This window comes from Candidatus Pseudomonas auctus, assembly GCF_048654275.1.
GTDB classification, from domain to species: Bacteria; Pseudomonadota; Gammaproteobacteria; order Pseudomonadales; family Pseudomonadaceae; genus Aquipseudomonas; species Aquipseudomonas pharyngis.
Genome location: NZ_JBJYZK010000015.1, coordinates 47,990 through 61,850, shown reverse-complemented (window position 1 = coordinate 61,850; position 13,861 = coordinate 47,990). Strand labels below are relative to the sequence as shown.

12 protein-coding genes are annotated in these 13,861 nt (G+C 60.4%); 3 read left to right on the top strand and 9 right to left on the bottom strand.

All coding sequences use genetic code 11. The features are described 5' to 3' along the window. Positions 1-169 precede the first annotated feature (169 nt). Positions 170-1,135 (bottom strand): GlxA family transcriptional regulator, encoded by a 966-nt coding sequence (locus tag ACKUG4_RS23440; RefSeq protein ID WP_445434924.1) that lies wholly within the window; start codon positions 1,133-1,135, stop codon positions 170-172. Between the two features lie 190 nt (positions 1,136-1,325). Here ACKUG4_RS23440 and ACKUG4_RS23435 point away from each other — a divergent pair, with 190 nt between their 5' ends. Further along, a complete protein-coding gene (locus ACKUG4_RS23435) occupies positions 1,326-1,967 on the top strand; it encodes an HD domain-containing protein (RefSeq protein ID WP_445434923.1) in 642 nt (213 codons plus the stop codon). 142 nt (positions 1,968-2,109) lie between these two features. On the opposite strand, the gene ACKUG4_RS23430 is transcribed toward ACKUG4_RS23435, so the two are convergent. The 7 genes from ACKUG4_RS23430 to ACKUG4_RS23400 form a co-directional block, all read right to left on the bottom strand. Continuing rightward, positions 2,110-3,000, bottom strand: a complete 891-nt coding sequence (locus ACKUG4_RS23430) for an ABC transporter permease subunit (protein WP_007953503.1) — start codon at positions 2,998-3,000, stop codon at positions 2,110-2,112. Beyond that, the gene (locus ACKUG4_RS23425; RefSeq protein WP_170844921.1) at positions 2,997-3,878 is read right to left on the bottom strand and encodes an ABC transporter permease subunit; all 882 of its coding nucleotides are present in this window, start codon (positions 3,876-3,878) and stop codon (positions 2,997-2,999) included. The genes ACKUG4_RS23430 and ACKUG4_RS23425 overlap by 4 nt, the downstream gene beginning before the upstream one ends. A gap of 35 nt (positions 3,879-3,913) precedes the next feature. Beyond that, on the bottom strand, positions 3,914-5,056 hold the full coding sequence (locus ACKUG4_RS23420; RefSeq protein WP_007953506.1) for an ABC transporter ATP-binding protein: 1,143 nt from the start codon (positions 5,054-5,056) through the stop codon (positions 3,914-3,916). A 73-nt stretch (positions 5,057-5,129) separates the two neighbouring features. After that, positions 5,130-6,227, bottom strand: coding sequence for a polyamine ABC transporter substrate-binding protein (locus ACKUG4_RS23415; protein ID WP_064600232.1), 1,098 nt, complete (start codon positions 6,225-6,227; stop codon positions 5,130-5,132). Positions 6,228-6,414: 187 nt separating this feature from the next. Beyond that, positions 6,415-7,527, bottom strand: coding sequence for a polyamine ABC transporter substrate-binding protein (locus ACKUG4_RS23410; protein ID WP_011336446.1), 1,113 nt, complete (start codon positions 7,525-7,527; stop codon positions 6,415-6,417). Positions 7,528-7,699: 172 nt separating this feature from the next. After that, positions 7,700-9,064 (bottom strand): aspartate aminotransferase family protein, encoded by a 1,365-nt coding sequence (locus ACKUG4_RS23405; protein WP_445434922.1) that lies wholly within the window; start codon positions 9,062-9,064, stop codon positions 7,700-7,702. A 56-nt stretch (positions 9,065-9,120) separates the two neighbouring features. Then, entirely contained in the window at positions 9,121-10,479 is a 1,359-nt protein-coding gene (locus ACKUG4_RS23400; RefSeq protein ID WP_007953514.1) for a glutamine synthetase family protein, read from the bottom strand. 729 nt (positions 10,480-11,208) lie between these two features. Between ACKUG4_RS23400 and ACKUG4_RS23395 the strand changes: the two genes are divergently transcribed. Both ACKUG4_RS23395 and ACKUG4_RS23390 read left to right on the top strand, forming a co-directional pair. After that, a complete protein-coding gene (locus ACKUG4_RS23395) occupies positions 11,209-12,585 on the top strand; it encodes a glutamine synthetase family protein (RefSeq protein ID WP_039765386.1) in 1,377 nt (458 codons plus the stop codon). Positions 12,586-12,816: 231 nt separating this feature from the next. Beyond that, positions 12,817-13,449, top strand: coding sequence for a TetR/AcrR family transcriptional regulator (locus ACKUG4_RS23390; protein ID WP_039765384.1), 633 nt, complete (start codon positions 12,817-12,819; stop codon positions 13,447-13,449). A 180-nt stretch (positions 13,450-13,629) separates the two neighbouring features. On the opposite strand, the gene ACKUG4_RS23385 is transcribed toward ACKUG4_RS23390, so the two are convergent. Beyond that, positions 13,630-13,845, bottom strand: a complete 216-nt coding sequence (locus tag ACKUG4_RS23385) for a TOBE domain-containing protein (RefSeq protein ID WP_007953520.1) — start codon at positions 13,843-13,845, stop codon at positions 13,630-13,632. Positions 13,846-13,861 lie beyond the last annotated feature (16 nt).

Genomic DNA, 13,861 nt, shown 5'->3' with positions numbered 1-13,861 from the left:
GCTGAATCCAATATCGCAGCAAAGCATTCGGCGCCAAATGCATCATCGACACCACTCGTTCAGGTCGATGTAGGGCGCAAGACAACTCGGTCGGCCCCCTCTCCCTCGGGGCGGTCCGACGTTTCGGGAGGGCTGGGGTGAGGGGTGGCGATCCAAAGCCGATCACCGCTCAAACCATCGCCGCAAAATTCAGCCGAAACTGCTGCGGCGTCACCCCCAGCCGCCGGTTGAACACGCTGCGCATATGTTGCGCATCGCGAAACCCGCACTGATACGCCACCGTCTTCAGCGGCGCCGTGGTGCTTTCGAGCATCACCCGCGCCGCATCCACCCGCGCCCGTTCGACGAATTCCGCCGGGGTGACTTTCGCTTCGCGAGCAAACACCCGAGAGAAATTCCGCGCACTCATGTTCGCCGTGTTCGCCAGATCGGCGATGGTCAGGTCCCCCGTGAGATTGGCCAGCACATACAGCTGCACCATCGCCACCGCCGACGTCGGCTCGGCATGGGGCGTAAGGAACGGGCTGAACTGCGACTGCCCGCCCGAGCGCTGGGTGAACACCACCAGCCGCTTGGCCACGCTCAGCGCCACCTCGGCCCCGTAGTCACGCGCCAACAGGTACAGCGACAGATCGATACCCGCCGTCACCCCCGCCGAGGTGTAGAGCTGGCCATCCTCGACGTACAACCGATCAGCCTCGACCCGGCTCGACGGGCACAACTGCGTCAGCGCCTCGGCGTCGTTCCAGTGGGTGGTGACCGTACGCCCGTCCAGCAACCCGGCACGGGCGAGCATGAACGCGCCGTTGCAGATCGAGCCAAAACGCCGCGCCCGCCCACAGGCCTCGCACAGCCAGGCATCGAACGTCTCGCCGAAATCCAGGAACGGCAACTGCGGCCCACCGGCCACCAGCAGCAGGTCGTAAGCGTCCTGCACGTCGCTGAAGTGCCAATGCGCACTCAGGGTCAGCCCGTTGGAACACGCCATCGGCCCGCGCTCGACGCCGATCACCTCGAGCCGGTAATGATCCTCCGGCACCAGGAAGCGGTTGGCCTCGGCAAACACGTCCATCGGCCCGCTGACATCCAGCGCCTGCACGCCGGGAAACACCACGATGGCGACGGTTCTGTTCATGACGATGTCAGCTCCCGGGGAATGGCGGATCAGCGCCAACCCTAGCCAATCCTCGCCGCAGAAGCGAGCTGGCACGATTTGCAGGTGGATTGGCAAGGATCGCAGCCATGGATCGATTGTCCGGTCTGGCCACCGGGAACAGACTTTCGCCATCAGCGCCGTGACGGCGTTTTCGACGAGGAAGCTCAACATGACCACGACCATTGCCGGTATCCGGATCCCCAACAGCACCCTCGCCCGGGCCACCACCGAATACATTCGCGACATCGAATCCGATCTGCTTTACCACCACTCGCGCCGGGTGTTTCTGTTCGGTGCTTTAAGTGGAGAACGCCAGCAACTGGCTTACGATCCGGAGTTGTTGTACGTCGGCGCGATGTTCCACGACCTGGGTCTGGTCGAAGGTCACCGCAGCGATGACGAGCGTTTCGAAGTGGATGGCGCCAACGCAGCAGCAGCGTTTCTCAAACCGTACGGGTTGAGCGATGACGACATCGAGCAGGTGTGGCTGTCGATCGCCCTGCACACTACGCCGGGAGTGCCGAAGCATCTGCGCCCGACCGTGGCGCTGGTGACCGCAGGCGTCGAGATGGACGTGCTGGGCATGGACTACGCGGCGTTCACCACGGTGCAGCGTGAGGCGGTGGTGCATGCGCATCCACGGGGCGAGGGCTTCAAGGAATGCATCATCTGCGCGTTCGCCGATGGCTTGCGTCATCGTCCGCAGACGACGTTCGGTAATGTGAAGACCGATGTGCTGAAGGATCAGGTGCCGGGGTTCAAGCCGATGAACTTCGTCGAGGTTATCCGCAGTTCACCTTGGACTGCGTAAAACCAAATGTGGGAGCGGGCTTGCTCGCGAAGAGGCCGTATCAGTCACTGAATACGTCGACTGATACACCGCTTTCGCGAGCAAGCCCGCTCCCACATTTTGAATTGGGTTGGCCTTGAGACAAGAGCCAACCCTATATTGCTTAAGCCGCTTCCGGCGTCGGCGCCCGGCGCACGTCCGGTTGCTTCCACGAATCCGCAGCACCTTCTTCGATGGCCTGCTGAATCGCTTTCTTGCGGGCTTCTTCGGCACGGCGGCTGAAGAACCAGACCAGGAAGGTCACCAGCGACACCGCCAGCAGAATCAGGCTGGCCACGGCGTTGATCTCGGGCTTCACGCCCAGGCGCACCGCCGAGAACACTTCCATCGGCAGGGTCGTCGAACCCGGGCCGGAGACGAAGCTCGCCAATACCAGGTCATCCAGCGACAGGGCGAACGACATCATGCCGCCCGCCGCCAGCGACGGCGCGATCATAGGAATGGTGATCAGGAAGAACACCTTCCACGGCCGCGCACCGAGGTCCATCGCCGCTTCTTCGATCGACAGATCCAGCTCACGTAGACGGGCCGACACCACCACCGCCACATACGCCGCACAGAATGTGGTGTGAGCGATCCAGATGGTGACGATGCCGCGCTCCTGCGGCCAGCCGATCATCTGCGCCATCGCCACGAACAGCAGCAACAGCGACAGACCGGTAATCACCTCAGGCATGACCAGCGGCGCGGTGACCAGGCCACCGAACAGCGTCCGGCCCTTGAAGCGGGTGATGCGGGTCAGCACGAAGGCTGCCAGCGTACCCAGCGCCACGGCGGCAATCGCCGTGTAGCAGGCGATTTCCAGCGAGCGCACCACCGAGCCCATCAGTTGTGAGTTGTCGAGCAGGCCGACGTACCACTTCACCGACCAGCCGCCCCACACCGTTACCAGTTTCGAGGCGTTGAACGAGTAGATCACCAGGATCAGCATCGGCAGGTAGATGAACAACAGGCCGAGCACCAGCATCAGGCTGGAGAAACGGAAGCGCTTCATTCTTTACCCTCCATTTCCTTGGCCTGACTGCGGTTGAACAGGATGATCGGCACGATCAGGATCGCCAGCATCACCACCGCCAGGGCGGACGCCACCGGCCAGTCACGGTTGTTGAAGAACTCTTGCCAGAGCACTTTACCGATCATCAGGGTTTCCGGACCGCCAAGCAGTTCCGGGATCACGAACTCGCCCACCACCGGGATGAACACCAGCATGCAGCCGGCGATGATGCCGTTCTTGGACAGCGGTACGGTGATTTTCCAGAAGCTGTTGAAGGTACTAGAACCCAGGTCGGAAGCGGCCTCCAGCAGGCTGGTGTCGTGCTTCACCAGGTTGGCGTACAGCGGCAGGATCATGAACGGCAGATACGAGTAGACGACGCCGATGTACACCGCCAGGTTGGTGTTGAGGATCTGCAGCGGCTCGTCGATCAAACCCATGCTCATCAGGAAACCATTGAGCAGGCCGTTGTTGCTGAGGATGCCCATCCACGCATAGACACGGATCAGGATCGCGGTCCAGGTCGGCATCATGATCAGCAGCACCAGCACCGTTTGCAGCTCTTTGCGGGCGCTGGCGATGGCGTAGGCCATCGGGTAGCCGATCAACAGGCACAACAACGTGCTGAAAAACGCCATTTTCAGCGAGCCGAGGTAGGCGGCGATGTACAGCTCGTCGTCGCCGAGCATCGCGTAGTTGCCCAGGTTCAGCAGCAGTTGCAGCTTCTGCTCGGCGTAGGTGTAGATCTCGGTGTACGGCGGGATGGCCACGTCCGCTTCGGCGAAGCTGATCTTCAGGACGATGAAGAACGGCAGCATGAAGAACAGGAACAGCCAGATGAACGGGACCCCGATGACCAGTTGGCGGCCACCGGGAATTATTCGATTGAGCCGGCGTTTGAATTTGCGCATGTTCATGAGCGAAGTACCACGCCGCTGTCGTCTTCCCACCACACGTAGACCTGATCGCCCCAGGTCGGACGTGCGCCACGGCGCTCGGCGTTGGCCACGAACGACTGCACCAGCTTGCCGCTCGGCAATTCGACGTAGAACACCGAGTGGCCGCCGAGGTAGGCGATGTCATGCACCTTGCCGCTCGACCAGTTGTACTCGCAGGTCGGCTGATCGGCGGTGACCAGCAGTTTTTCCGGACGGATCGCGTAGGTCACGGACTTGTCCTGCACCGAGGTGCTGATGCCGTGGCCGACGTAGATCTGCCGGTCGAGGTCCTTGCAGGTAATGGTCGCGTGGCCTTCGGCGTCGTCGATGACTTCGCCTTCGAAGATGTTCACATTACCGATGAATTCGCAGACCAGACGGCTGGTCGGGGTTTCGTAGATGTCGATCGGGCTGCCGATCTGGGCGATCCAGCCCAGGTGCATGATCGCGATGCGCTCGGCCATGGTCATGGCCTCTTCCTGGTCGTGGGTCACCATCACGCAGGTCACGCCGACGCGCTCGATGATCTCCACCAGTTCCAGCTGCATCTGCGAACGCAGTTTTTTATCCAGTGCGCCCATCGGCTCGTCGAGCAGCAGCAGCTTCGGCCGTTTGGCCAACGATCGCGCCAGTGCTACACGCTGACGCTGGCCGCCGGACAACTGGTGCGGCTTGCGCTTGGCGTACTGGCTCATCTGCACCAGCTTGAGCATCTCGGCCACGCGGGCGTCGATCTCGGCCTTGGGAATCTTGTCCTGTTGCAGGCCGAAGGCGATGTTCTGCGCCACGGTCATGTGCGGGAACAGGGCGTAGGACTGGAACATCATGTTGATCGGTCGCTCGTACGGCGGCATGTCGGTGATGTCGACGCCGTCGAGGAAAATGCGCCCCTCCGTGGGCCGTTCGAACCCTGCCAGCATCCGCAGCAGAGTGGATTTGCCCGATCCCGAACCGCCGAGCAGGGCAAAGATTTCGCCCTTCTTGATTTCCAGGGACACATCGTCCACGGCAACCGTCTCGTCGAACTTCTTCGTGACCCGGTCGATTTTGACCAGCACCTGTTTCGGTGTCTGGTCGCCCTCGAGGGCTTTCTTATAGGCGCCGGAGGCAACTGCCATTTACGAAACTCCCAGAAAAAAAGAGTGCAGTCCGCCCACGCAAGACGAACCCAGGATAGTTGGTACGTTGACGCTATTTACCCGACTTGACCTTGGTCCAGCTGCGGGTCATCAAACGCTGAATGTTCGGTGGCAGCTCGATCGACACGTAGGTCTTGTCGAGCACCGCCTGCGGTGGATAAACCGACTCATCGGTGCGGATGGACTGCTCCATCAGCTTGTCCGAACCCGGGTTGGGGTTGGCGTAACCGACGTAATCACTGACCTGGGCGATCACCTCAGGTTTCAGCAAATAGTTGATGAAGGCGTGGGCTTCTTTGACGTTGGCCGAATCCTTCGGAATCGCCAGCATGTCGAACCACAGCGCGCCGCCCTCTTTCGGGATCGAGTAGGCGATGTTCACGCCTTTCTTGGCTTCTTCGGCACGATTCTTCGCCTGGAAGATGTCGCCGGAGAAACCGATGGCCACGCAGATGTCGCCGTTGGCCAGGTCACCGATGTATTTCGAGGAATGGAAGTAGGTCACGTAAGGACGCACCGCCAGCAACTTGGCCGTGGCCTTCTCGTAATCCTTGGGATTGGTGCTGTTGGCATTCAGGCCCATGTAGTTGAGCACGGTCGGCATCATTTCATCGGCCGAATCGAGAAACGCCACGCCGCAGCTGTGCAGCTTCTTGATGTTCTCCGGCTCGAACAGCACGCTCCAGGAGTCGATCTTGTCGACGCCGAGCACGGCTTTCACTTTATCGACGTTGTAGCCGATGCCGTTGGTGCCCCACAGGTACGGCACGGCGTACAGGTTGCCCGGATCGTTCTGTTCCAGGCGCTTGAGCAGCACCGGATCGAGGTTGGAATAGTTCGGCAGTTGCGCCTTGTCGAGCTTCTGGAAAGCGCCCGCCTTGATCTGCTTGCCGAGGAAGTGGTTCGACGGCACAACCACGTCGTAACCGGTACGCCCGGCCAGCAGCTTGCCTTCCAGGGTTTCGTTGGAGTCGAACACGTCGTAGACCGGTTTGATCCCGGTTTCTTTCTGGAAATCGGCCAGGGTGGTCTCGCCGATGTAATCCGACCAGTTATAAATATGCACAGTACCGGCGGCGTGGGCACCGACAGCGAACGTCAGGCCGGCAGCGGCCAGCAGGGCATTGCGCAAAGAAGAAAAAATAGGCAAGTGGAGGTCCTCTGATTTAGTTGGGCCCAAGTTGCCCCGTGCTGCATGACAGTCACGGTTGCCCGGCAACAAAACCGGCGCGCAACTTACCTTCGAAAAACCGTTCCAGCAAAACTTTCTGTCATTTAATTGCACCGCTGACCGCCCGGGTGAAGGCGGCGGCCAGCGATAGCTACTTCAAACCGGCTTATTTACCGGATTTGATCTTGGTCCAGCTGCGAGTGATCAGGCGCAGGGTGGCCGCGTCCAGATCGCTGATCGCATAGAGCTGCTTCTTCACTTCAGCCGAAGGGTAGATGCTCGGATCGCTGGTGATTTCCTTGTCCACCAGGGCGGTGGCCGCCTTGTTGCCGTTCGGGAAACGCACGGCGTTGGTGATTTCGGCCATCACTTTCGGCTCGAGCAGGTAGTTCATGAACTTGTAGGCGGCTTCGACGTTTTCGGCATCCTTGGGAATGGCGACCATGTCGTAGAAAGTACCGGCACCTTCTTTTGGAATGGTGTAGGCCAGTTTGACCTTGTCACCGGCTTCCTTGGCGCGGGTCTTGGATTGTTCCAGGTCACCCGAATAGCCGACCGCTACGCAGATGTTGCCGTTGGCCAGGTCCGAGATGTACTTCGAGGAGTGGAAGTAAGCCACCGAAGGACGAATCTTGAGGAACAGGTCTTCGGCGGCTTTCAGGTCAGCCTTGTCCTTGCTGTTGGTCGGTTTGCCCAGGTAGTGCAAAGCCGCCGGAATCATTTCGGTCGGCGCGTCGAGGAAGCTCACGCCGCAGCTTTTCAGCTTCTCGATGTTTTCAGGCTTGAACACGATGTCCCAGGAATCGATCTTGTCGATGCCCAGCGCAGCCTTGACCTTGGCCGGGTTGTAGCCGATGCCGATCGAACCCCACATGTACGGGAACGCGTGTTTGTTGCCCGGGTCGCTGGCGTCGCCAACGGCCTTGAGCAGGTCTTCGTCGAGGTTCTTCCAGTTCGTCAGCTTGGACTTGTCCAGTTCCTGATAAACACCGGCCTTGATCTGCTTGGCCAGGAAGTTGTTGGAAGGCACCACGATGTCGTAACCGGATTTGCCGGCCAGCAGCTTGGCTTCCAGGGTTTCGTTGCTGTCGAAAACGTCATAGACGACCTTGATGCCCGTCTCTTTCTCGAAATTGGCAACCGTGTCCGGCGCGATGTAGTCGGACCAGTTGTAAACGTGCAACACCTTGTCGTCCGCCTGGACCGCACCCGCCATCACGCCCATCAGGGACATGGCGAGCAGAGTCTTGCCAGCGAGCTTTTTGCCTAATGCCTTCATGCGTTAATGCTCCAAATTTTTCTTTTTTGAACCACTTTGTTCAGCGGCCGAACCCGGACAACTGGAACCGCGGCTAGTCTGGCAAGATCCGAGGCGGTCTTTCAAGAAAAGACCAGCCTTTCTGACAGCTCCGAGCGACAGCGCAACAGCTCCATCGCTCAGAGCCTAGCACTTAGCCCTGCAACGCACTCAGGGTCAGGTCCAGGCACTTGCGTGCCTTTGTCACCAGCTCGTCGATCTCCGCCTTGCTGATCACCAGCGGCGGCGCGATGATCATGGTGTCGCCCACGGCACGCATGATCAGCCCGTTGTCGAAGCAGAACTGGCGGCAGATCATGCCCACACCCTTGCCTTCGTAACGCTTGCGAGTGGCCTTGTCCTGCACCAGCTCGATGGCCCCCAGCAGACCGACTCCGCGCACTTCACCCACCAACGGGTGATCTTTCAGTTCGCGCAGACGTTTCTGCAAATACGGTGCCGTTTCTTCATGGGCGCGTTCGATGATTTTCTCTTCGCGCAGAATCCGGATGTTTTCCAGACCCACCGCCGCCGCCACCGGGTGACCGGAGTAGGTGAAGCCGTGGTTGAAATCGCCACCCTCGTTGAGCACCGCCACCACTTCGTCGCGCACGATCAGGCCCCCCATCGGGATGTAGCCGGACGTCAGGCCTTTGGCGATGGTCATCATGTGTGGCTTGAGGTCGTAGAAATCGCTGCCGAACCACTGGCCGGTACGGCCGAAACCGCAGATCACTTCGTCGGCCACGAACAGGATGTCGTACTTGGCGAGGATTTCCTTGATGCGCGGCCAGTAGGTGTCGGGCGGAATGATCACGCCGCCGGCGCCCTGGATCGGCTCGGCAATAAAGGCACCGACGTTGTCCACGCCAACTTCCAGAATCTTCTCTTCCAGCTGATTGGCCGCCCAGATCCCGAACTCTTCCGGGGTCATGTCGCCGCCTTCGGCGAACCAGTACGGCTGAGCGATGTGGACGATGCCCGGAATCGGCAGGTCGCCCTGTTCGTGCATATACGTCATGCCGCCCAGGCTCGCGCCGGCTACGGTGGAACCGTGATAACCATTCTTGCGGCTGATGATGACTTTCTTGTTCGGCTGGCCCTTGATCGCCCAATAGTGGCGAACCATGCGCAGCATGGTGTCGTTGCCTTCGGAGCCGGAGCCGGTGAAGAACACGTGGTTCATGCCTTCTGGCGCCACGTCGGCGATGGCCTTGGCCAGTTCCAGCGCCGGCGGGTGCGCGGTCTGGAAGAACAGGTTGTAGTAAGGCAGTTCGCGCATTTGCTTGGCGGCGGCGTCGGCCAGTTCATCGCGACCGTAGCCGATCGCCACGCACCAAAGGCCGGCCATGCCGTCGAGAATCTTGTTGCCTTCGCTGTCCCAGAGGTACACGCCCTTGGCATTGGTGATGATCCGCGGGCCTTTCTCTTTCAGCTGCTTGAAGTCGCTGAACGGGGCCAGGTGGTGATCGCTGCTGAGGGCTTGCCACTCACGGGTTTGCGGGTTGTTGCTGGTCATGCCAATTCTCCTTGTTATCGGTGAAGGCGCGGCGGCTGGCCGCCGCGCCGGGCGCATCAGACGGCGAACAGCAGGTATTCCCGCTCCCACGAACTGATCACGCGCTTGAAGTTTTCATGCTCGGCCCGCTTGACCGCGACGTAGCCGGTGATGAAGGTCTTGCCCAGGTATTTCTCGATGGTCGCGCTGTTTTCCATGCGCTCCAGGGCATCCTCGATGGTCAGCGGCAGCCGCAGGTTGCGGCGCTCGTAACCACGGCCCACGACTGGCGCGCTAGGGTTGATGCCTTCGACCATGCCGATGTAGCCGCAGAGCAGGCTCGCGGCAATCGCCAGGTACGGGTTGGCGTCGGCGCCCGGCAGGCGGTTTTCCACCCGGCGGTTCTGCGGGCCGGCATCCGGGACGCGCAGGCCCACGGTGCGGTTTTCTTCGCCCCACTCCACGTTCACCGGCGCCGAGGTGTCCGGCAGGAAGCGGCGGAACGAGTTGACGTTCGGGGCGAACAGCGGCAACAGCTCAGGGATCAGTTTCTGCAGGCCACCGATGTGGTGCAGGAACAGCTGGCTCATGGTCCCGTCTTCATTCGAGAACACGTTCTTGCCGGTCTCGATGTCGATGATGCTCTGGTGCAGGTGCATTGCACTGCCCGGCTCACCGGTCATCGGCTTGGCCATGAAGGTCGCGGCCACGTTGTGCTTGAGCGCGGCCTCACGCATGGTGCGTTTGAACACCAGGATCTGGTCGGCCAGCGACAGGGCATCGCCGTGACGGAAGTTGATTTCCATCTGCGCGGTGCCGTCCTCGTGGATCAGCGTGTCGAGGTCCAGCTCCTGCAATTCGCACCAGTCGTAGACGTCTTCGAACAGCGGATCGAATTCGTTCGCCGCTTCAATGGAGAACGACTGACGCCCGATCTCCGGACGCCCGGAGCGGCCGACCGGCGGCTGCAACGGATAGTCGGGGTCGTCGCTGCGCTTGGTCAGGTAGAACTCCATTTCCGGCGCCACGATCGGCTGCCAGCCCTTGTCGGCATAGAGTTTCAGGACTTTCTTGAGCACGTTGCGCGGCGACAGCTCGATCGGGTTGCCTTGCTTGTCGTAGGTGTCGTGGATCACCTGGGCGGTCGGCTCGATGGCCCACGGCACCAGGTACACGGCGTTCTGGTCGGGGCGGCAGATCATGTCGATGTCGGCCGGATCGAGCAGTTCGTAATAGATGTCGTCTTCGACGTAGTCGCCGGTCACGGTCTGCAACAGAACGCTCTCTGGCAGGCGCATGCCTTTTTCGGCGATGAACTTGTTGGTCGGCGAGATCTTGCCCCGGGTAATGCCGGTCAAGTCGCCGATCATGCATTCGACTTCTGTGATCTTGTGGTCTTTCAACCAATCGGTGAGCTGGTCGAGGTTGTTACTCATAAATGCCTCTGGGCTGAGTCTCCTGACAGATGTCAGGCAATGTTTGACGCACCAGGCGTCGCGTTAAAGGGCCTTGCTTGCGCGCAGTGCCGGCTTACGCCCGGCACCGCGCATAGACAATGAAGGAGGAGCTTACCTGCCCTTTACGCTGGCGTTGCATTTCCTGTGCACATCCCGGGCGTGCAGAATCACGGGCACGACGACGGACGCGGTGCAGGCCGGGAGAGGGAAAGAGATCTATATTGAAAGGAGAACCGCTAAAGAGGATGCCCTCGCACACGTCCAGAATATCGGACGCTGCCGCTCGATCTGCCACGGGCTGGGAGATCGCTGACACGTTGCAGGCCTTGCTGGCCGCGCTGCGGACGGACGTGTCGCCACTGATGTGATAAGCATGCAGACCGGACTGCAAAGAGCAGTCGGTGACGCCGATTAACGGCAGGCGAGACATGAAGCACCCCGGTATTATTGCTGTTATGGGTTTGATCGGAGCTTAGCCTTGTTCATTTTTTTACACAACACCCCCGTAAAAAATACAACACGGCCTGCTCAAGCCTGCGGGTGGCGCGTCCTTCACGGATAAAAAAATGCCCCAAAGTGCCCCATAAACGCCCTCGCGGCGCTTTTTCAGGGCACAAAAGGCCTCGCTTGACTTCGGCAGGCCGTTCGGGTTGACTGAAACCAGAAAAGATCAATGATTGATATTTTTAACAACAAAGGTGTTGCATCATGTCGGTACCCCCGCGTGCCGTTCAGCTTAACGAAGCGAACGCGTTCCTTAAGGAACATCCTGAGGTTCTGTACGTTGACCTTCTGATTGCGGATATGAATGGTGTGGTGCGCGGCAAGCGCATCGAACGCACCAGCCTCCACAAGGTTTACGAGAAAGGCATCAACCTGCCGGCCTCTCTATTTGCTCTGGATATCAATGGCTCCACGGTGGAAAGCACCGGCCTGGGCCTGGACATCGGCGACGCCGACCGTATCTGCTATCCAATCCCAGATACCCTGTGCAACGAGCCATGGCAGAAGCGCCCGACCGCGCAACTGTTGATGACCATGCACGAACTCGAAGGTGACCCTTTCTTCGCCGACCCGCGCGAAGTGCTCCGTCAAGTTGTCGCAAAGTTTGACGAGCTCGGCCTGACCATCTGCGCCGCGTTCGAACTCGAGTTCTACCTGATCGACCAGGAAAACGTGAACGGCCGCCCTCAGCCGCCACGCTCGCCGATCTCCGGCAAACGCCCGCATTCGACCCAGGTCTACCTGATCGACGACCTCGACGAATACGTCGACTGCCTCCAGGACATTCTGGAAGGCGCCAAAGAGCAAGGCATCCCGGCCGACGCCATCGTCAAGGAAAGTGCCCCGGCGCAGTTCGAAGTGAACCTGCACCACGTCGCCGACCCGATCAAGGCATGCGACTACGCGGTCCTGCTCAAGCGTCTGATCAAGAACATCGCCTACGACCATGAAATGGACACCACCTTCATGGCCAAGCCGTATCCGGGCCAGGCAGGCAACGGTCTGCACGTCCACATTTCGGTTCTCGACAAAGAAGGCAAAAACATTTTTGCCAGCGAGGATCCCGAGCAGAACGCCGCGCTGCGTCACGCGATCGGCGGTGTGCTCGAGACCCTGCCCGCGCAGATGGCTTTCCTCTGCCCGAACGTCAACTCCTACCGTCGTTTCGGCGCACAGTTCTACGTGCCGAACTCGCCGAGCTGGGGCCTGGACAACCGCACCGTGGCCCTGCGCGTACCGACCGGCTCCGCCGACGCGGTCCGTCTGGAACACCGCGTGGCCGGCGCCGACGCCAACCCGTACCTGCTGATGGCTTCGGTGCTGGCGGGCGTACATCACGGCCTGACCAACAAGATCGAGCCGCCGCCTCCCACCGAAGGCAACAGCTACGAGCAGAACGAGCAGAGCCTGCCGAACAACTTGCGCGATGCCCTGCGCGAGCTGGACGACAGCGAGGTGATGGCCAAGTACATCGATCCGAAATACATCGATATCTTCGTCGCCTGTAAAGAGAGCGAGCTGGAGGAGTTCGAACACTCCATCTCCGACCTCGAGTACAACTGGTACCTGCATACCGTTTAAGCGGATTGCAGCGCCAAAAAGAACGCCGTCGGCTATCGCAGCCAGCGGCGTTTTTTTATGGCCGCCTGCGGCGGTTCGCGAGCAAGCCCGCTCCCACAGTGAATCTCCTGCGAACAGAAAATTTCATCTCACAGGAGATACCCCGTGGGAGGGGGCTTGCTCCCGAAAGCGGCCGACAAGACAACACAAGAGCCGACTCGTACAATGCCCGCTGCCCCGCAGGAGACTTTCATGACGCGTCCCGCCCCCGTTCGCAAACCCCGAGCCCGCAGTCAGGCGCGGATCGATTCGATACTCGACGCCGCGCGCACGCTGCTGGCCGCCGAGGGCGTGGCGAGCCTGTCGATCTATAGCGTGGCCGAGCGCGCGCAGATTCCGCCCTCCTCGGTCTACCACTTCTTCGCCAGCGTCCCGGCGCTGCTCGAAGCGCTGACGGCGGATGTGCACGCAGCCTTCCGCGCGTGCCTGCAGGCACCAATCGATCACGATGCCCTGCGCGACTGGCGCGACCTGTCGCGGCTGGTCGAAGAGCGGATGCTGGAGATCTATGGCGAGGATGCCGCCGCCCGCCAACTGATCCTCGCGCAGCACGGCCTCACCGAAGTCACTCAGGCCGACCGCCAGCACGACCTCGAACTCGGCGACCTGATGCACAAGCTGTTCGATCATCACTTCGAACTGCCGCGACTGCCGGATGACGTCGATGTGTTCGCACTGGCCATGGAACTGGGCGACCGCGTCTACGCCCGCTCGGTGCAGCAGCACGGGCAGATCACCCCGCGCATGGCCGAGGAAGGCATGCGGGTTTTCGATGCCTATATCGGGCTGTATCTGCCGCCCTATCTGCCCAAACGGATTCTCTAGCGATGATCGTTCCCACGCTCTGCGTGGGAATGCAGCCCGTGACGCTCCGCGTCACTGGACGCGGAGCGTCCCCAGAGGCATTCCCACGCAGAGCATGGGAACGATCAGCACGGTCAATCTCAAGCCAACAAAAAACCCCGAAGGGCTCACACCCTTCGGGGTTGTTTTTGTTCCACGCCCTTACAACTTGGCGATGGACACCTCGGTGGATTTCACGAAGGCGATCACTTCGCTGCCGACCTCCAGTTCCAGCTCCTTGACCGAACGGGTGGTGATCACCGACGTGACGATGCCGGAAGCGGTCTGCACGTCGATTTCCGACAGCACGTCGCCGAGAACGATCTCCTTGATCGCGCCTTTGAACTGGTTGCGTACGTTGATGGCTTTGATAGTCATGGCATTGATTCCTGTC

Excerpts from the sequence above, each read along its gene's own strand:
- ACKUG4_RS23440 (WP_445434924.1), bottom strand. The coding sequence starts at position 1,135 with ATGAACAGAACCGTCGCCATCGTGGTGTTTCCCGGCGTGCAGGCGCTG.
- ACKUG4_RS23435 (WP_445434923.1), top strand. The coding sequence starts at position 1,326 with ATGACCACGACCATTGCCGGTATCCGGATCCCCAACAGCACCCTCGCC.
- ACKUG4_RS23430 (WP_007953503.1), bottom strand. The coding sequence starts at position 3,000 with ATGAAGCGCTTCCGTTTCTCCAGCCTGATGCTGGTGCTCGGCCTGTTG.
- ACKUG4_RS23420 (WP_007953506.1), bottom strand. The coding sequence starts at position 5,056 with ATGGCAGTTGCCTCCGGCGCCTATAAGAAAGCCCTCGAGGGCGACCAG.
- ACKUG4_RS23410 (WP_011336446.1), bottom strand. The coding sequence starts at position 7,527 with ATGAAGGCATTAGGCAAAAAGCTCGCTGGCAAGACTCTGCTCGCCATG.
- ACKUG4_RS23405 (WP_445434922.1), bottom strand. The coding sequence starts at position 9,064 with ATGACCAGCAACAACCCGCAAACCCGTGAGTGGCAAGCCCTCAGCAGC.
- ACKUG4_RS23400 (WP_007953514.1), bottom strand. The coding sequence starts at position 10,479 with ATGAGTAACAACCTCGACCAGCTCACCGATTGGTTGAAAGACCACAAG.
- ACKUG4_RS23395 (WP_039765386.1), top strand. The coding sequence starts at position 11,209 with ATGTCGGTACCCCCGCGTGCCGTTCAGCTTAACGAAGCGAACGCGTTC.
- ACKUG4_RS23390 (WP_039765384.1), top strand. The coding sequence starts at position 12,817 with ATGACGCGTCCCGCCCCCGTTCGCAAACCCCGAGCCCGCAGTCAGGCG.
- ACKUG4_RS23385 (WP_007953520.1), bottom strand. The coding sequence starts at position 13,845 with ATGACTATCAAAGCCATCAACGTACGCAACCAGTTCAAAGGCGCGATC.